Source organism: Parabacteroides caeci (genome assembly GCF_023656795.1).
GTDB classification, from domain to species: Bacteria; Bacteroidota; Bacteroidia; order Bacteroidales; family Tannerellaceae; genus Parabacteroides; species Parabacteroides segnis.
Genome location: NZ_JAMOKT010000009.1, coordinates 113155 through 131841 on the forward strand (window position 1 = coordinate 113155; position 18687 = coordinate 131841).

The 18687-nt window shown below is 42.3% G+C and carries 12 protein-coding genes; 10 read left to right on the forward strand and 2 right to left on the reverse strand.

Annotated features, from left to right (window positions below; translation table 11 throughout):
• Positions 1 to 27: 27 nt before the first annotated feature.
• Complete coding sequence (gene lpxB / locus NBH15_RS06800) at positions 28 to 1161, reverse strand: lipid-A-disaccharide synthase (protein WP_250822257.1); 1134 nt, start codon at positions 1159 to 1161, stop codon at positions 28 to 30.
• The gene (gene surE, locus NBH15_RS06805) at positions 1158 to 1922 is read right to left on the reverse strand and encodes a 5'/3'-nucleotidase SurE (protein ID WP_250822258.1); all 765 of its coding nucleotides are present in this window, start codon (positions 1920 to 1922) and stop codon (positions 1158 to 1160) included. Before surE ends, lpxB begins: the two co-directional genes overlap by 4 nt.
• Before the next feature lie 437 nt (positions 1923 to 2359).
• Here surE and NBH15_RS06810 point away from each other — a divergent pair, with 437 nt between their 5' ends.
• From NBH15_RS06810 to NBH15_RS06855, 10 genes are all read left to right on the forward strand, one after another.
• The gene (locus NBH15_RS06810) at positions 2360 to 5026 is read left to right on the forward strand and encodes a glycosyltransferase family 10 domain-containing protein (protein ID WP_250822259.1); all 2667 of its coding nucleotides are present in this window, start codon (positions 2360 to 2362) and stop codon (positions 5024 to 5026) included.
• Between the two features lie 19 nt (positions 5027 to 5045).
• Positions 5046 to 5933: a glycosyltransferase family 2 protein gene (locus tag NBH15_RS06815; protein ID WP_250822260.1), complete on the forward strand. Its 888-nt coding sequence runs from the start codon at positions 5046 to 5048 to the stop codon at positions 5931 to 5933.
• Positions 5934 to 6154: 221 nt separating this feature from the next.
• Entirely contained in the window at positions 6155 to 9211 is a 3057-nt protein-coding gene (locus NBH15_RS06820; protein WP_250822261.1) for an alpha-1,2-fucosyltransferase, read from the forward strand.
• A gap of 27 nt (positions 9212 to 9238) precedes the next feature.
• Complete coding sequence (locus NBH15_RS06825) at positions 9239 to 11218, forward strand: glycosyltransferase (RefSeq protein ID WP_250822262.1); 1980 nt, start codon at positions 9239 to 9241, stop codon at positions 11216 to 11218.
• A 131-nt stretch (positions 11219 to 11349) separates the two neighbouring features.
• Positions 11350 to 11562 (forward strand): TIGR04149 family rSAM-modified RiPP, encoded by a 213-nt coding sequence (locus NBH15_RS06830; protein WP_250822263.1) that lies wholly within the window; start codon positions 11350 to 11352, stop codon positions 11560 to 11562.
• 73 nt (positions 11563 to 11635) lie between these two features.
• Positions 11636 to 13147 carry a radical SAM/SPASM domain-containing protein gene (locus NBH15_RS06835; protein WP_250822264.1) on the forward strand — a complete coding sequence of 504 codons (1512 nt, stop codon included), beginning with the start codon at positions 11636 to 11638 and terminating at the stop codon, positions 13145 to 13147.
• Between the two features lie 16 nt (positions 13148 to 13163).
• Positions 13164 to 14339 carry a DUF4934 domain-containing protein gene (locus NBH15_RS06840; RefSeq protein WP_250822265.1) on the forward strand — a complete coding sequence of 392 codons (1176 nt, stop codon included), beginning with the start codon at positions 13164 to 13166 and terminating at the stop codon, positions 14337 to 14339.
• Between the two features lie 7 nt (positions 14340 to 14346).
• Entirely contained in the window at positions 14347 to 16542 is a 2196-nt protein-coding gene (locus NBH15_RS06845) for a peptidase domain-containing ABC transporter (RefSeq protein WP_250822266.1), read from the forward strand.
• 37 nt (positions 16543 to 16579) lie between these two features.
• On the forward strand, positions 16580 to 17524 hold the full coding sequence (locus NBH15_RS06850; RefSeq protein WP_250822267.1) for a beta-barrel domain-containing protein: 945 nt from the start codon (positions 16580 to 16582) through the stop codon (positions 17522 to 17524).
• 392 nt (positions 17525 to 17916) lie between these two features.
• Positions 17917 to 18681 (forward strand): ParA family protein, encoded by a 765-nt coding sequence (locus NBH15_RS06855; RefSeq protein ID WP_186960669.1) that lies wholly within the window; start codon positions 17917 to 17919, stop codon positions 18679 to 18681.
• Positions 18682 to 18687 lie beyond the last annotated feature (6 nt).

Consider the following 18687-nt stretch of genomic DNA (forward strand, 5'->3'; position numbering starts at 1 on the left):
CGCTGCAACAGAAGATGATAAAAGATGTTAATGTCCTAATGGCCGGTAAATAAGTTCGGCAGTACGTTGTGAAGCGCCCGGTTTTCCGAGCAGGCAGATGATCTCGTCGTACCCGTCGAGCATCTGTTGGCGATAGGCGGTATCGTGTAGTATTTTACCCAGTTCGTCGTGTATCTGCTGATAGGAGAAACGCGCGCCGAAAAGCTCCTGTACGATTTCGCGTCCGGCAATCAGGTTGATCAGCGAAATGTATTTGGTATGAAAGAAGTTACGGAAGATGAAACTTGCCAAACGACCGGCAGCCACGTAATAGCAGACTACCTGGGGAACGCGGAAGAGCGAGGTCTCCAGGGTTGCCGTACCGGATGTGACCAATGCGGCACGGCTGTGTTGCAACAGGTCGTAAGTTTTGCCGAAAACGATCCGGGCAGGATGGTTGCTTATGTATTGTTTGTAATAGTCCGGTTCCAACCCGGGAGCTCCGGCTATGACCGGCTGATAGTCGGGATAAGCGGCGGCAACCTCCAGCATCGTCGGGAGATTGTCTTTAATCTCCTGGCGGCGGCTTCCGGCAAGAAGGGCGAGAATCGGTTTGTCCGCCAGTCCTTCGTCCGCGATGAAAGTATCGGCTCCGGAGACCAGCTTTTTCTTGTATTGGGCAACCGAATCGACGGAAGGATTGCCTACATAGTCGACCGAATAATTAAGTTTGCGGAAAAACTCCGTTTCGAAAGGCAGGATGCAGAACATCCGGTCCACATAGCGGCGGAAGTCTTTGATACGGTATTGCTTCCATGCCCATATCTTCGGCGAGATATAATAGTAGACAGGCAGGTGCAGCACGGTCTTTACGAATTTGGCTATCTTCAGATTGAATCCGGGGTAATCGATCAGGATCACTACGTCCGGCTGATATCGGCGAATATCTTCCTGGCAGGTTTTCATGTTATTCAGGATCGTACGCAGGTTAAGCAGTACGGGGATAAAGCCCATAAAGGCCATTTCCCTGTAATGTTTCACCAATGTGCCGCCCACAGCCTGCATCAGGTCTCCCCCGAAGAAACGGAAATCCGCTTCGGAGTCTTTCTCTTTTAATGCCGCCATCAGGTTCGACGCATGTAGGTCGCCCGAAGCTTCGCCTGCGATCAGAAAATATTTCATCCTTCCCAGTTTTTATATTTCTCCATCCATTCGTAATCCGTCACATCCAGTTTGCAGGGCACCAGCGAAGCATATCCGCTGTCGAGTGCCAGCATATCGTTGTCCGGATGAATCGGTTTGGCATTCTCGAAAGAACCTGTCAGCCAGAATACCGGTTTGCCGGCACCATTTTCCGAGCGTTTGTATTCCTTCACCCATTTTCCGGCAGCCTGACGGCAAATCTTCATGCCTTTAACTGTATCCACTTTCGGAACATTTAGATTCAGGTAAGTTCCGGCAGGTAACCCTTCTTTCAGTACACGGCGTGCCACCATACGTCCCAGACGGCAACATTCCGTAAAGTCGGCATCCGGATGATGGTCGAGTAACGAAACTCCCATCGAAGGAACTCCGAATACGCATCCTTCGGCAGCAGCTCCCATCGTACCGGAATAAAGAACAGCTATCGCCATATTGCCACCATGGTTGATACCCGAAACGAGCAGGTCTGGCTTACGCTCAAGCACTTCATTGATAGCCAGTTTCACACAGTCCACCGGCGTCCCTGTACATTCGTAGATTGTAAGTCCGTGTTCTCTCTTCACCAGATTATATTTGATTGGATTTTCAGAAGTAATCGCACTGCTCATGCCCGAACGGGGGCCGTCGGGAGCAAATACGACTAATTCGCCCAGGTCTCTCAGGCATTCAGTCAACTCTTTAATACCTTTGGCATTTACGCCATCATCATTTGTAATCAGTATCAACGGTCTATCATTCATCGCAACTTCTTTTAAATATCACTACAAATGTAACGATAATCTTTGAATGATACATAAAGCGTTCAAAAACTCTCCTTATGTTGGTCTAGTAAGATTAGTAATCTTTCATATGTAAGATTAGTAATCTTATAGGGTGAAGATTACTAATCTTCTGCCTCTATCGTCCTGGTAATTCAAAGATACGATAAACGTTGTGCCCGACAGGTTCAAAAGTTCAAAAGGTTCAAGTCCCCTTACACACACACACACGTATACACGCGCACCTTATAATTCACGCGTATTTATTACGTACGCGCTCGTGTGTGTGAGGGTGGCTGAACCTTTTGAACTTTTGAACTTTTTTACTGCTTTTTACGGTAGGACTAATAATATTATCTGTTTGTGTTTTGAATTAACGAAATAAGTTCTTATATTGTAGGCATTAAATCCTACAGACCATGAAACACAAATCTTCATACCACCTCTCCTGTATTGTCCCCGTTTATAACGTAGAAGAATATCTGGATGCTTGTGTGGAATCCTTATTGCGGATCCCATCTATCCGTGTGGAAATCATCCTGGTAGACGATGGCTCAACCGATTCATCAGCGGGACTGGTGGACCGGTATGCCGCGCACTATCCTTTTGTCAAAGCGATTCATCAAGCAAATCAAGGTCCGGGGATCGCCCGGAATAGCGGTTTGGAGGTTGCGGGCGGCGAATATGTGGCATTTGTAGACAGCGACGATTGGATCGAGCCGGACCGGTTGGTTACGCTTTACCAGCAGGCGAAGCAAGAAGCATTAGATATGATATTGGGATATGTCCGGTATGTCGTGCCGGATGATCCCGATTATGAATATGCCCCGTTTTTACCTGTACCTGATTCAGTGAAAGGTGGTGTATATGCAGGTGACTATTGTTTTGCGGAATTTATCCGGAACGAGAAGTTTGTACCGATGGCAACCTCTTATCTGTATCGTCGGGAGTGGTTGGAACAGGAAAAGCTGCGTTTTGAACCAGTGCTCCATGAAGATGAATTGTGGAGTGTGAAGGCTTTGTGTTTGGCCAGGCGTGTCGTTTGTACGGACCAAGAGTTTTATTATTACCGTCAGCGTTCGGGTTCCATTATGAAAACGTTGGATACGGGCAGACGGATAAACAGCTTGGTGCATATTGCCAACCGGATCTTGCAATTTGTCGGTCGTTTCAGCGCGGAAGAGCGTCGGCAAGTCCGGAGCATGCTTTATGTGAAAGCTGCCGAACTTTATAAGTTGGCATTCCGGTTGTTGGATAAAAAGCGGGACAGCCGTTTCCGTTTGGAATCCCATTCGCTGTATCAATTGTACCATGACCGGAACCGTTTGACGTCGGAAGCCCGTTCGATTTGTATGTCCCTTTATTCGGTTGGCCGGAAGAAATTAAGGAATTACCATGCCTGGCTTGTCTCTCCGGAAGTTGACGGTATGCCGGCACTGGTTCCGAATGACAAGGTCGTATTATTGTTCTACAGCCGTATCTGGGATGCGCCATTGGTGTATCCCCGGGAGCAGGTGCCGGAAGGTATGTTGATAACCTCCGACCGGAAATACCTGGCTCGTGCCGATGCGGTCGTCTTCCATTTGCCGACGTTGGAGTTTGATTTGGAAGGCGATTTGGAAAAATCCCCCGGCCAGCGTTGGGTCGGCTGGACATTGGAGTGTGAGGAAAACTATCCGTTCATCAAAAGTACGGAGTTTATGAGCCTGTTCGACTATTGGATGTCATACCATCAGGGAGCCGATGTGGTCCATCCCTATTATGAAGCCGGTTATCCGGAACGTTTGTTGCAGACGGCTCCCTGTCCGTTTGAACAGAAACGGGGGATTTGCATGTTGGTTTCCAGTCCGTTCAACCGTAGTGGCAGGCAGGAATATTTGAAAGAATTGATGGAGATGGTGCGGATTGACTCTTACGGCAAGCTGTATAACAACAGCCGGTTGGAAGAAGACAACGGCTATTCTTCCAAAATTGCTTTATATGAAGGGTATAAATTTGTAATTGCTTTTGAGAACTCCTGTGCCAAAGATTACGTGACGGAGAAATTCTTTGACCCGTTGCTGGCGGGAGCCGTGCCGGTCTATTTGGGAGCTCCCAATGTCGATGAATTTGCACCGGGAGACAACTGTTATGTCGATGTCCGCAAGTATGAAACTGTGGAAGAGTTGGCAGCCCATTTGCAAGCTTGCCTGGATGATCCGGCCTTGTATGAACAATACCAAGCGTGGCGTAAACACCCGTTGCGTCCGTCATTTATACAGAAAGTGGCGGCCCAACAAATCCATCCTTATATCCGCCTTTGCCGGTTGATACAAGCAGAACGACAACATTCGCAAATACTCCGGAAGCGACCGGACGGCAGGTTGGTGCTCTGTAGTTTCGGAGATTCCCGTTATGGGGCGAGCCGTGAACGGCTACAGGAACAAGCGGAAGATTTCGACCTGTTTGATGCCATACATCTTTATAACGAGTTTGATTTACCTGCCTCTTTTCGTGAAGACTTCAAAGACCAATTGCAAGCCGGGATACGTGGTTTCGGTTATTGGGTCTGGAAGCCGCAGGTTATCTTGGACACTTTGTCAAAGATGGACGATGGCGATGTCTTGTTGTATGTGGATATGGGTTGCCACTTGAACAGCCGGGGGAAAGAAAAGTTATTGGAGTACTGGCAGGAGGTGAAACAGAACGACAGCGGATTTTTGGTTTCGCCTATGGAAGCGATCCGGAAGGAATGTTATTGGACGAAAGGGGACTTGTTAGATTATTTCAAGGTGCGTGGAACGGATACTGCGTTTTCACCTCAATATCAGGCAGGAGTGATTTTTGTCCGTAAGGAGACGGGAACGGTCGGTTTGATTCAACGCTGGTTGAAGTTATACTATGAATGTTTTCATTTATTGGATGATAGTCCCTCCTGGTCTCCGGACGAAGCAGGTTTTGTGGAACATCGGCATGACCAAAGTGCTTTGTCATTGTTGTTGAAACGGCATGGCGTGTCGGAGCTACCGTTGGAAGAAGTGTATCGGCCGGATTGGGATTTATGTAAACGATTCTATCCGATATTGGTAGAACGGGATTTGTGTTGATCGGTAAATAGTAAATAGGATGGAAAATCGTAAGCAAAACAACTTAAATCCATTGGTATCCGTGTTAATACCTGTTTATAATTCAGAAAAATATATCGGTGAAACCATTGATAGCGTATTGGAACAAACCTTCCCGGATTTTGAATTATTACTGTTGGATGACGGCTCGGAAGATAAAACGGCAGAAATCATATCGGGTTATACCGATGAGCGTATAAAATATATTCTTTGCCCGCATGATTTTATAAATACGCTCAATAGGGGGATTGATTTGGCGAAAGGAAAGTACATCGCCTTGCTGGACCATGATGATCTTATGATGCCGGATCGGTTGAAGATGCAATATAAGTATATGGAAGGTAATCTCCGGGTGGCCGTATGTGGTGGGTATATGCAATCATTTGGCATGTATTCTCGAGTCATGCGGGTACCGTTAAGCTATCGGAATGTTCTCAAAGCGATGGTATTTGATTGCCCGGTGATGAACCCGACCGGATTTATCCGTAAGAGCTTTTTGGTAGAGCATGGTTTAAGGTATTCGCAGGGCTATTCTTTTGCTGCCGATTTGAAGTTGTGGACGGATATAGCCCGGGTTGGTGAGATTGTCAACCTTCCGGAAATATTGACCCGGTATAGGACGTATCCGGAACAAACGAGTAGGAAATGCCAGGCGGAAATGGATGAAGCAGCGGATCGTATCCATTTGGACATGGTGGAATATTTTTTGGATTTGGTAAAAGAAGACAGTGTCTATTATCCGATCCTGATGGATGATTTTTTACCGGCGTTGGATAAGTTGGGAGAATCCGGTTTCTTTTCCTCCAGGACATTGCTGTATTTCTTATATGAATTGATTTCCGGTCTGATTGATAAAGGAGAGTTGAGATTAGTAACTGTCTCGTTCTGATTAAGGTTGACTGTGTATTAAAAATCCGGTTATAGGTTGTCTGTAAATGTAAAAAGTAGACACATTTTTATCTGTTTTCTGTAGGATATGCAGCTTTATTTGTTGATTACACGACTTATTTCTGCCTGTTTTGGCAAAATTGTTACTTATTGCTTGGAGATTACAAAATTAGTTCTTATATTACGAGCATAACAAATTTATGTTAACTTATATTGAAATCTATGACAAAAAACTTCTTAATAGAAAAGAAACCTTACCGTATAGCGATTGTCTACTTGGCGATTGGAAAATATGATGTCCTTTGGGATGAATTTTATCGGTCTTGCGAAGAATATCTTTTTCCGGATGCCGTGAAGCATTATTTTGTATTTACAGATAGTGAACGCTTGTTGGCATTGGATTTGCCAAATGTGTCTCTGTCTTTCCGGGGAGATGGCGGATGGGCAATGAATGCATTGGCAAAATATGATTGTATGTTGAGTGTTCGTGAACAATTGAAGACCTTTGATTTCCTTTTTTATATCAATGCCAATTATAAGATACAGGAACCGATATATTGTAATGAAATACTGGCAACGGCAGAGAATGGATATTTGTCCGTATTAAGTTTTGATTTTTTTGCCGACAGGCATCCGGACACTTATACGTATGACAGGAATCCTCGGTGTCGGGCATATATCCCGTATGGAAAAGGAACTCGTTATTATCAGGCATGTTTTTATGGTGGTAGGACCTCTGAAATGTTAGCCTTGGCGATTTGGTGTGCGGAATCGACTCGTATTGATTTGTCAAATGGCATAATGGCACTTTGGCATGATGAGTCGTATTTGAATAAATACCTGTTGGAACGTCATCCGAAAGTTATCAGTATGGCTTATTGTAAGCCGGAAGAGTTTGACGGTGCAAGTAAAGCGATCTTACGGGATAAGAATAAAATATTGGGTAAAACCAATATAGACCGGTTAAAACAGGTATTTACCAATCCTTCTCTGTCTTATTTGCGAGATAAAAAATTACAGATAAAACCGTGCCATTGGATTGAACGGATGGGGCGTTTGGGTAACCAAATGTTTCAATATGCTTTTCTTTTGGGAATACAACATACTAATCCGGAAACAGTTTTCTACTTGTCTACTCCTGTTGCTTTACCGGACGCATCCGATGATTCCAATAATCTAGAAAAGGTGTTTGATATCCCTGCCGATCATTTGGCAGAAGAAGAATTGACCCGTCAAATAATGAATACCCCGGCTTCATGTATCCGCCGGGTAAACGAACCGGCGGATTCCCTTTGGCGAGAGGTGGATACCGACTGGTCGTTGCTCTCCATCTATCAAGGTTATTGGCAAACCGACTTGTATTTTAAAAAGATCGCTCCGGTAATCCGGAAAGCCTTCCGTTTTGATACGGATCGGTTGAACCCGAAGTCTAGTGATCTGGCAGAGCAAATACATAGCTGTCTGTCAGTGAGTATCCATGTTCGGCGAGGGGATTACCTGTCGGAGAAGAACCGGCAGATTTATGGAGATATTTGTACCGTTGATTATTATCGGAACGCTGTAGAGTGGTTGAAAAAACGCTTGCCGAAAGAGGCGATCCGTTTCTATGTATTCAGCGATGATCCGGATTGGGTAAAAGAAAATTTACCGTTGGAACATGCCGTGGTTGTGGATTGGAACCAAGGGGTTGATAGCTGGCAGGATATGTATCTGATGTCTGTTTGTCGGCATCATATTATCGCCAACAGTAGTTTTAGCTGGTGGGGTGCCTGGTTGAATCCGCGGGAAGACAAGATGGTGATAGCCCCCTATCGGTGGTATAAGGATCGGGTTGCGCCGGATATATTACCGGAAGGATGGATTGCCCTGCATCCATCCGGTTACCGGGTACCTCCCAAAAGGATTCCGGCGGAAAAGGCAGAGCAGATATTAAAAAGCCAACAACAATGTATCAACCGTTATAAATCGGGAAATCAATCCATGCCGGATAGGTATGTCCTGAAAAATCCGATGATGGGCAAGGTGATCAGCTTGTATACGTATGCCCGTTTTGTGAAGGATCAAGAGCTGGTTGAACGTGCAGACCGTTTATTGGATGTGGTGATTGATGTTGCTTTGGCGGCATCTGATGATGGAATGGTTGTTTGTTCTTTGGGGTGCGGATTGATCTATTTGTTGCGTACAGGTTTTGTTGAGGGGGATGAAGATGAGATTTTGTCGGATATTGACTGGCGGTTAACCATGTATGTTATGAACCGACCTAAAAATATGGAATTGTTATGCGGTTGGATTCATTATCTGACACTTCGTGTGGAGCAGGAAGGAGAGGAGGTAGGACAAAACATCAAAGATCTGAATAAACAGAATCTGATAGGGTTATTGGACTATTTGGAAAATAATCCGTCCTGTGTGGATTTGTTGGCGGAAGATATTAGAAAAATTGATGTGATGGGTATATATCCAGAACGAACAAAAAGGTTATTGGATAAAGAACTTTCTGGAAAAGAATTGTTGGCTCATTTGGATCATATTGAGAACCAAGATGTTACATTTGTCATTCCAGTTCGGGTCGACTCTCCGGAGCGAAGTGCGAATTTGGATGTGGTGTTGGAGCAATTGTCCCATAGGGAGCAGGCATCAGTCCTTCTTTTGGAAGCAGATACAAAACCGCTTTATAAATTGAAAAAAGCCTATTCGAATGTAAGATACTTTTTTGTGGAAGATCCGGATCCAGTGTTTTACCGTACGAAATATCTGAATCAGTTGTTACGTGAAGCAAAAACAGAGTTGGTCGGAATTTGGGATACGGATGTCATCGTGCCGGATACACAAATAGACAAAGCTCTGCGAGACCTCATGGAAGGAAAAGCTGTGATGAGCTATCCGTATGACGGGCGTTTTTATATCTGTACAGCAGAAGAAAGTACTTATTATCGTCAGGGAGGTTTGCCTGAACGTTGGTTGGATCAGGTAAATCGAATTTCTTATTGTATATCCAATTCGGTAGGAGGTGCTTTTCTAGTCCGTAAATCCCTCTATCTGGAAGCTGGAGGGGAGAATGAGGCATTTTATGGTTGGGGTATGGAGGACCAGGAACGAATAAGACGGATGTTTATTTTAGGATTGCCAGTAACACAGGTGGATGGTTCTTTGTTTCATCTGTTTCATCCCCGGAATGAAAACTCCCGGTATAGGGATAAGGAGGCAGAATATAAGAGCAGACAGGAGTTTTTGAAGATTTGTAGAATGACTTCTGAAGAGTTAAGGTGTTTTTTTTAAATATGTAGTGGTCTTAAATTTATTGTAATGAAGAGTATTCAAATGGATAATAAATCTTTGTTCAAAGAGATTGAGCATCTTGTTCTCAATGTCAGTTTTCTCACTGATATAGGATTGTTTCATGGAAAGATGGGGCATGTAATTTTTTTTGCTCATTATGGTCGTTTGGTGAATAATGATTTTTATGAAGTTTTTGCAAGTGAATTACTTGATGAAATTTATGAGGAAATCAACACTTGTTTGCCTATTAATATGGAATATGGGTTATGCGGTATTGGTTGGGGAATGGAATATTTGGTTGGAAAAGGTTTTATGGATGGATGTACGGATGAAATATTAAAAGATATTGATAATCTGATAATGGAGCGCGATCCACGACGTTTTCATGATCTTAGTTTCCGAAAGGGACTTGGGGGAATATTATATTATGTTATGATTCGACTTTCATCACCTCGTGAAACCGATAATCTGCCATTTGATAGTCTTTACTTGCAATCCTTGCGTGAAGTGGTTTTAGAAAAAGATTTTAGTAAAGAAAAGAGTCTCTCTTTTCTAATAGATGACTTTATTCTTGTGTTAGATGGGAAGAAGAAGATAAAGCCGGATCTTTCGGTTTTATTTCAAATCTCTCTTCCGGAAAAATCTTCAACAGATTTATTGCAGGATGGGTTGGAATATGGTTGGCAGATACTTGAAAGTGGCGATGTTGATAAACTGTATAAAGAATATCCTTGGGGTAAGGATAGAAATTACTATCTTATTAATGAGGAAAGCGAATCGGCTAATTATGGTATTGGAACCTATTTGAATCAAATGATCGAGGCTATGAAAGAAAGCGATTATTCGTTGACTATTATAACTCTTCGTTCTTCTAAAACTTCATCTTTGGTGATTGAGGAAAAGTTGAATGTGCGATATATAAATATAGGTAGTACTCGTTGTAAGATGAATGTCATGAATTGGATAAAATATTTTGAACGTTATTATAGAAGTGTAATTGTATTATTATCTACTATAGCAGCAGAAAATCAAAATAATATTTTTCATCTTAATAATATGCACATGAAGGATTTGGCTCTTGGTTTAAAAGAGAATTATCCTCTATCTGAAATTATATGTACGGTTCATTATATGGACTGGAAACTTCAGTTGTTAGGTGATAGACGTAAACTGGATTATATATTGAACCATCCCAATGATAGGAATTTTAAATCTATTTCTATTGTACTTGAAGAGAATAAAAAGTTTTTGAAGCTATGTGATAAGGTGATTGCCGTTTCACAACATTCCTTTAATACATTGGTAGAGGTGTGTGGACTTCCTAAATCTAAAATTGTGTTTGTCAGACATGGTATTAAGGATGAATATAAAACAATGAGTCAAGAAGAAAAAGGTTCGATAAAAAGAAAATATGGTTTTCACTCTGATGATACAATTCTTATAAGTGCAGGTCGAATCGAACCCTTGAAAGGAATGGATTTGTTGGCGGAAGCTTTTTCTTCTTTGGTTTCTGAATATCCGCATTTGCGGTTGGTTATTGTTGGGGGAGGTTCTCCCGATGTAGTTCAGAAAAAAGTAATATCTTATTGTGGACGGGTTAGTTTTGTTGGTTTTGTCAATAAAACAGATTTATATGAATTGTTTTCTATTTCTGATGTCGGTGTCTTGCCTTCTTTGTATGAAGAGTTGGGATATGTGGCGTTGGAAATGATGATGAATGGACTGCCCATTGTAGTGGGGAATCACAGTGGATTGGAGGAAATTGTGGATGGCGGCAAATATGGTTTGGTTGTCCCTTTTGAACAAGATTATGGAAAGTCTAAAGAAAATGCAGCGATTTTATATACCGTATTAGATCATCTTTTGAAAGATAATTCTTTGCGTGAAAACTTGCAAAAGAAAAGTCGTGAACGATTTATTTCTTGTTTTGATATATCATGTTTTACTAGATTCTTTAAGGAGAGGGTAATTGGGATAAATAATGAAAAAACAAATACACTTTCTTGATAAAATGAGCCTCGCAAGCTTTATTGGGACTGTGTGGTTAGTTAAATAGATAATATAATTTGTTTAAAGCGTAGTAGAATTTTTAGAAAACAGAGAGAATAAACATGTTAAATTATTAAAAAGAAAACGCAATGAAAAAGTTGTCTTCATTAAAGCTGAAAGATCTCGTACCCACTCGATTGGATGTCTCAGAACTGGGAAATCTGGTCGGTGGTGTTGATGGTGACATCATGCTTCGTGCTTATGGTTGTGAATCTGAAGTATGTAAAAATAATCAGCCTGGTAGCGAAGAAAAATGTACAACTGATACATGCTATACTTTTACATGTAAAAGTGGTGCATAATTTTTAGTAAACCATGTTTCTGGGCTATGGTATTATTTATATTGTAGTCCAGGAACTTTATAATTTGTTAGTTATGAGTAGGACAGATAAAAAGATTGTATTCAATCATTTTTATGGATTAAGGCATGATTTGAAAAGGAGTTATATATACTCAAGGGAAGGTAATTTATTACCTGCCGAAAAATCGAAAATAAATGTTCGTGTTAATGAATATTGGACGACAAAAATACATCCGGTATATGCAATGTTATTATCTTTCGCATCAATCCCCATCTTATATTCAAAATATATAGACTATATTGCTTGTTTTTTGGATGTAACTAGAGAAGAAGCCGAAAATATAATTAACCCTTTTTTAGATAGAGAAGAACCTTTTCATAGCCATTATGGGGATGTTGTAAGTCAGTTCCCTCGGAATGTGATTATTGATGCTGATAAAACATCTATATTGCCTTTGGTATATACCCCTGAAGAGTTTCGTTTTGATTCTGTTGATTTACAACAGGAAAGATCTTTTCGATCTCCCTCTACTGTGGTTTTTATGTCCAATAATACATGCACAACAAATTGTGTTTATTGTTATGCGGATAAAACAAGTGGGCATCTTCAAATGAGTTTTGATCAAGTAAGGTCAATTTTAAAAGACTGTTATGATTTAAGAATAGGAGAGTTCATGATAACCGGTGGAGATATTTTTGTTTACAAACATTGGAGGGAGTTATTGAACTGTATGAAAGGATACAATATGAATATTGGTCTGTTGTCAACTAAGACTCCACTTCAAGAAAAGGATGTGCGATTGCTAAAAGACTATCAGGTAAATATGCAGTTTTCTTTGGATGCAGTATCCCCGTCTATATTAAAAGAAGTTGTTGGAATGAATCCTGATTATTTATCGAAAGTACGTGATACATTTGCTCTTTTTGATAAATACAAATTGCGTTATAAAATAACGACTGTACTTACCAAAATCAATGATTCGGTTTCTAATATTCTTGATTTGTATGAATTTTTACAACAATTTCAGTGTGTGGCTCATTGGGAAGTTCGGATTGCACATAAATCATTGTATAGCAAGTGTGATTTTGAAAAATTGAAGATAACGAAGGAGTCTATTCAACAAATAGATGAATCGATTCAAAAAATAAAAGAACATTCCAGGTTTAAAATATCATGGGAACCTGTGGATCGAAAACATTATTTTCAAGCGAAACAAGGAAGTCGAAGTTTTAAGGGATCAAGATGTTCAGCCAATTATTCTAACATGATGGTTTTGCCTGATGGAAAGGTTACGATTTGTGAACAGCTTTATTGGAATCCTAATTATATTATCGGAGATTTGACGAAACAATCTATTTCTGAAGTATGGAACTCTCCACGTGCTTTGGCTTTGGCGTTCCCGAGAAGAGAAGATTTTCGGGATGTTAGTCCGTGTAAAAAGTGTAAAATATTTGAAGAGTGTTATAATTTCCCCAATCGTTGTATCGTAGATGTTTTAAAAGGATATGGAGAAGAAAATGCAGATTTTCCAGATCCGAGGTGTATTGACGCACCCGCTTTTATATCAGAATTAAGACCAGAATAATTAAATAAATACGAATATGAAAAATATAATATTGGTTATATCATTTATGCTGTCTTTTTCTTGCACATTTAATAAGGAGAATGTAATAGACGATTATCGTCATTTCACTATAGATATTAAAGGTAAGTCGGATCCTGAACTTTTGAAAGAGGTGATGGATAATATGGAGGTACGTTTACTCCCTTTGGAAACAAATGATAGTTTATTGTTTAATGGGAAAGCATCGCATTTGTATTTAGTAAATGATTATTTGTTTGTTGCAGATCAAAGACAAAAGGTGATTTTTCGTTATGATAAACATGGACAGTTTATAAATAAGATAGACCGAAGAGGACAAGGACCGGAAGAATATATTACTTTGGGGTATTTATTCTTTAAAGAAAATGATAATACTATTTATGTCTGTGACCTACAAAAAATACAGATATATAATTTTAATGGTGAATATTTAAAAACGATTGTTCCTCCCAAAGATGAAATCGGACAATTTTGTGTAGATTCCTTGGGACGGATTGTTCAGTCTCGTTATTATTTGGGTGATAGCCAGTTAATCGTTTATAATGAGGGAGGGGAACTTTTGGGAGAATATTTTCCAACTCCAGAGGTGGTTCGTAAATTTTGGATAGTACAGGGCTGTTATTATTCAATAGGTCGTTACAATAAAGGAGTTTATGTTTCTAATTATTTTGATACGAATATCTATATGTTGGAAGGAGATTCAATCCAAACATTTGCAACGTTTGATTTTGGAAGTATGAATCTTCCAAAAGATTTTTTTGAAAGAGAAACAAAAGAACTTGTTCCGAAATTTAATGATTTCCGAGAGAATGATAAAGCAATCCTCAATATCGATAATATAACAATAACGGATGACTGGATTGTTTTTTGTCCGCCATTATTTGAACCTAAAGAAGTTATCTATTGCAATCGTAAAAATGGGAAATATCTGATCAATAATGATTTTGATAATTTCTATGTTAAGGTTTTAGGAAAGTACAGTACTCCTGATGGATATGATTCCCGAAGTGGAGAGTTTTACCGTTTGGTAAATGCTGCCCTGCTAAAAGAAGCGATCGAGGAGTTGCAACAATCGAATGGGAATTATTTGGAGAAATATCCCTTCTTAAAAGGACTTGATCCGGAAAAGATGGATGAAGAATCTAATGACTGGGTTATTTTCTTCAAGATATGATTAAGGTATGATAAAGTTATTCCCCCATTACCCCCAACTTGACTCTGCCGACTGCGGTCCTACCTGTCTTCGCATGATCGCGAAGTATTACGGGCGAACCTACTCTGCCCAATACCTTCGTGAACATGCCTTCATTACTCGTGAAGGGGTTTCGATGTTGGGTATCAGCGATGCGGCAGAACATATCGGGTTTCGGACGATGGGGGTACGCATCACATTGGAACAGTTGGAGCAGGAGGTACCGTTGCCGTGTATCCTGCATTGGAACCAACGACATTTCGTGGTGTGCTACAAGATTAAGAAAGGGAAATTTTATATAGCTGACCCGGCAGCCGGACGGGTGGTGTTCGACCGGACGGAGTTCGGGCGGTGCTGGTTCAGTACGTTGGTGGAGGGGAAGGATACGGGAACGGCATTGCTGCTCGAACCGGGCCCGGAGTTCGGGGAACGGGAGGAACCTGTGGAGACTAAAAACCGGAAGTTGTCTTTCTTTTTCTGCTATCTGACACCTTACAAACGGGAGCTTTTCCAGTTGGTGTTGGGGATGCTGACGGTGAGCATCCTGCAATTGATCATGCCGTTCCTGACGCAGAGCCTGGTGGACACGGGTATCCGGGATGGCAATTTGAGTTTTATCACGTTGGTTCTGGTCGCCCAGTTGGTAATCTTTATTGCGCGGTTGTCGGTCGATTTTATCCGCAGCTGGATCTTGCTGCATGTGAATACGCGGATCAATATTGCGCTGATCTCTGATTTCCTGGCGAAGTTGATGCGGTTGCCTTTGCATTTCTTCGATACGAAGATGGTAGGGGACATCATGCAGCGTATCGGCGATCATAACCGTATCGAGTCGTTTATGACGGGGACTTCGATCAGTACTTTGTTTTCGTTTGTCAATTTCATTGTTTTCGGGTTTGTTTTAGCATATTATGATTTGTCGATACTGGGACTTTTCTTGTTGGGAAACGGGTTGTATGTGGCTTGGATCCTAGCCTTTATGAGGTATCGGCGCGAACTGGATATCAAACGGTTTGCACAGGCAGCCGGTGAGCAGAGCAACCTGTTCCAGTTAGTGACGGGTATGCAGGAGATCAAATTGAACAATTGTGAGACGGAGAAACGTTGGGAGTGGGAACGTATTCAGGTGAAACTGTTTAAGATCAGTATAAAAGGATTGGCATTAGGGCAATACCAACAGCTCGGGTCGGTGTTTTTTAACCAAACCACCAATATCCTGATCTCCTTTCTCGCCGCCCGGGCTGTTGTTTCGGGGGAAATGACATTGGGTATGATGATGTCGCTGACCTATATCGTGGGGCAGTTGACTTCTCCGGTTGAACAGTTTATCGGTTTTGCCCGTTCGTTCCAGGATGCAAAGATCAGTTTGGAACGGTTGGGAGAGATCCATCAACGGGAAGACGAGGAACAGACCTTGGCATTGAAAGTAAATGCTTTACCGGATAACAAGGCTTTGCAGATCGAGGATGTGAGTTTTAGTTATGACGGGGCAGACCGGGATTATGTGTTGGAACATATTAATCTGACGATCCCACAGCATAAGGTGACGGCTATTGTCGGGGCCAGCGGAAGCGGGAAGACGACATTGATCAAGTTGTTACTTGGATTTTACGAACCGAACAAAGGGAATATCAAGGTAGGTGACCTGTCATTGAAGAATATGAATCCACACGTATGGCGTACACATATCGGGTGTGTAATGCAGGATGGGTTTATCTTTTCGGATACGATCGCGAAGAATATCGCGGTCGGTGCGGAAGTGATCGATAAAGAACGGTTGTTGCATGCGGTGACGGTGGCGAATATCCGGGATTTTATAGATTCTTTGCCATTGGGATATAACACAAAAATCGGTATGGAAGGGAACGGTGTAAGCCAGGGACAGCGGCAACGTATCCTGATTGCACGTGCTGTATATAAGAATCCTGAATTTATCTTCTTGGATGAAGCAACGAACGCTTTGGATGCCAATAATGAACGGGAAATAATGGAACATTTGCATCAGTTCTATAAAGGAAGGACAGTAGTGGTGGTGGCTCACCGGCTGAGTACGGTGCGGGATGCGGATAATATAGTGGTACTGGATAAAGGGCAGGTCGTGGAGGAAGGGACGCATGAGGAACTGACGGCACGACGGGGTGTATATTATAAGTTGGTAAAGAATCAATTGGAATTGGGTTCGTAAGGGCGGTTCGCGAACCGCCCTTACAGGGGACAGTCGTATGGAAACAGGAAAAGAAATAGAATTACGCAGCGAAGAGGTTCAGGAGGTGATGGGGCAGATCCCGGTCTGGATTGTGCGGTGGGGGATTACGATCTTGTTTATTGTGGTGCTGGCGCTTTTGGTGGGTAGCTATTTCTTTAGATATCCGGATGTGATCACGACAGAGATGACATTGACAAGCCGGCATCCGGTGGCGGAGGTGGTGGCCCGCTCGTCGGGAAAGATAAATGAGCTTTATGTGTTTAACGGACAGGAGGTGAAGATGGGTGCTCCGTTGGCGGTGGTTGAGAACCCGGCCAAGACAGAGGATGTGTTCCGGCTGAAGAAGTTGTTGGCACGTTATCAGGAGCAGCCGGAACGTCTGAGCTATTATCTGTTGCAGGATGTGTGGCTGCTGGGGGATATTCAGTCGGCTTATATGAGTCTGGCATCGAAAGATATTTCAGCCCGCGATTACCGGGCTTCGGTCGGACAGTTACTGGCGGCGATCCGTGTCTGGGAGATGTCTTACTGCCTGGTGGCGCCGTCGGATGGAAAGGTACAGTTGCTTGTGCAAGGGGCTCCGAACCTGTATTTGTCGGCGGGAGATATTTTTGCCCGTATGGTGCCTGAGGGTGGGGAGACCTGGATCGGGCGGGCCTTATTGCCGATTCAGCGGTCCGGAAAGGTGAAGGTCGGGCAGCGGGTGATCGTGCGGTTTACGAATTTCCCGGATCAGGAATTCGGTGTCGTGAACGGGCGTTTGTCGTCAGTTTCGCTGGTGCCTTCGGAAGACAATTATATGGTGGAGATTGCCTTTCCGGACGGACTGACCACCAATTATAGGAAGAACCTGCCTGTTTCTTATGAAATGAAAGCCACTGCTGAAATTGTAACTGATGATGTACGTTTGATAGAACGTTTCTTCCAGCCACTGAAAAAGATACTGAAAGAAGGGTTTTAGCTGTGAAAGCTGTGAAAAAAATTACTCTAAAAACAGCCATTCTAACAATGCCCATTGTTTGGTTGCTTGGATGGGCAGTATAAGGTTGCTTGAATGGGCATTGTAACGACCTTTGGATGGGCATTGTTAGAATGCACTAATTGGGGTGTTGTTCTGCCCAAAGATTCTTATTTACCTATTTTCTTAGCTTTAATACTTTTATAAGGTTGTTATAAATTGCCAAAAAACATTCCCATACGTCTCATTTGGAACAAGTTATTAAATATTCTGTTTATATTTGCAAGTTATCAACAGTTAGGGCGACTTTTCAACAAAACGAGCATTGTTTTGCTTAAACCTGATTTCGTTAGGTTTTTAATGTTTAGTTTTGCCTCCGAATTAATAGACGAAGTATGGGAAAGATTATCGCTTTAGCAAATCAGAAAGGTGGAGTTGGTAAGACAACGACCACGATTAATCTGGCTGCATCCCTCGCTGCACTCGAAAAGAAGGTGCTTGTTGTTGATGCGGACCCGCAGGCAAATGCCTCCTCCGGTCTGGGTGTGGATATTCGCAGTGTCGAGTTGTCCATCTATGAATGCCTGGTGAATGGTGAGGATGCGAAAGGTGCCATTATCCCGACCGAGGTGGAAGGACTGGATATTATCCCGTCGCATATCGACCTGGTGGGTGCGGAGATTGAAATGCTGAACATGGAGAACCGGGAACAAATCCTGAAACAGATTCTCGTTCCCCTGAAGGATATGTACGATTTTATCCTGATTGACTGTTCTCCTTCTCTGGGACTGATTACAGTAAATGCCCTTACGGCAGCCGATTCGGTCATGATCCCTGTACAATGTGAATATTTTGCATTGGAAGGTATCAGTAAACTGTTGAATACGATAAAAATTATTAAGTCAAAGCTGAATCCGGCTTTGGAAATCGAGGGATTCCTGCTGACGATGTACGATTCGCGCCTTCGCCTGGCCAACCAGATTTACGAAGAGGTGAAACGTCCGTTCCGCGATCTCGTTTTTACAACCGTTATTCAGCGTAATGTGAAGCTGAGTGAGGCCTCCAGCTACGGTAAACCGGTATTGCTTTACGATGCCGAATCGAAAGGAGCGCTCAATCATATGCAGTTGGCACAGGAGCTGATAGACAAAAACAAATAAGTAGAA

Bases quoted from the DNA above. Each gene is read 5' to 3' on its own strand.
- NBH15_RS06830 (WP_250822263.1), top strand. From the start codon at position 11,350: ATGAAAAAGTTGTCTTCATTAAAGCTGAAAGATCTCGTACCCACTCGA.
- NBH15_RS06825 (WP_250822262.1), top strand. From the start codon at position 9,239: ATGAAGAGTATTCAAATGGATAATAAATCTTTGTTCAAAGAGATTGAG.
- lpxB (WP_250822257.1), bottom strand. From the start codon at position 1,161: ATGAAATATTTTCTGATCGCAGGCGAAGCTTCGGGCGACCTACATGCG.
- NBH15_RS06845 (WP_250822266.1), top strand. From the start codon at position 14,347: ATGATAAAGTTATTCCCCCATTACCCCCAACTTGACTCTGCCGACTGC.
- NBH15_RS06815 (WP_250822260.1), top strand. From the start codon at position 5,046: ATGGAAAATCGTAAGCAAAACAACTTAAATCCATTGGTATCCGTGTTA.
- NBH15_RS06850 (WP_250822267.1), top strand. From the start codon at position 16,580: ATGGAAACAGGAAAAGAAATAGAATTACGCAGCGAAGAGGTTCAGGAG.
- NBH15_RS06810 (WP_250822259.1), top strand. From the start codon at position 2,360: ATGAAACACAAATCTTCATACCACCTCTCCTGTATTGTCCCCGTTTAT.
- NBH15_RS06855 (WP_186960669.1), top strand. From the start codon at position 17,917: ATGGGAAAGATTATCGCTTTAGCAAATCAGAAAGGTGGAGTTGGTAAG.
- NBH15_RS06835 (WP_250822264.1), top strand. From the start codon at position 11,636: ATGAGTAGGACAGATAAAAAGATTGTATTCAATCATTTTTATGGATTA.
- surE (WP_250822258.1), bottom strand. From the start codon at position 1,922: ATGAATGATAGACCGTTGATACTGATTACAAATGATGATGGCGTAAAT.
- NBH15_RS06820 (WP_250822261.1), top strand. From the start codon at position 6,155: ATGACAAAAAACTTCTTAATAGAAAAGAAACCTTACCGTATAGCGATT.
- NBH15_RS06840 (WP_250822265.1), top strand. From the start codon at position 13,164: ATGAAAAATATAATATTGGTTATATCATTTATGCTGTCTTTTTCTTGC.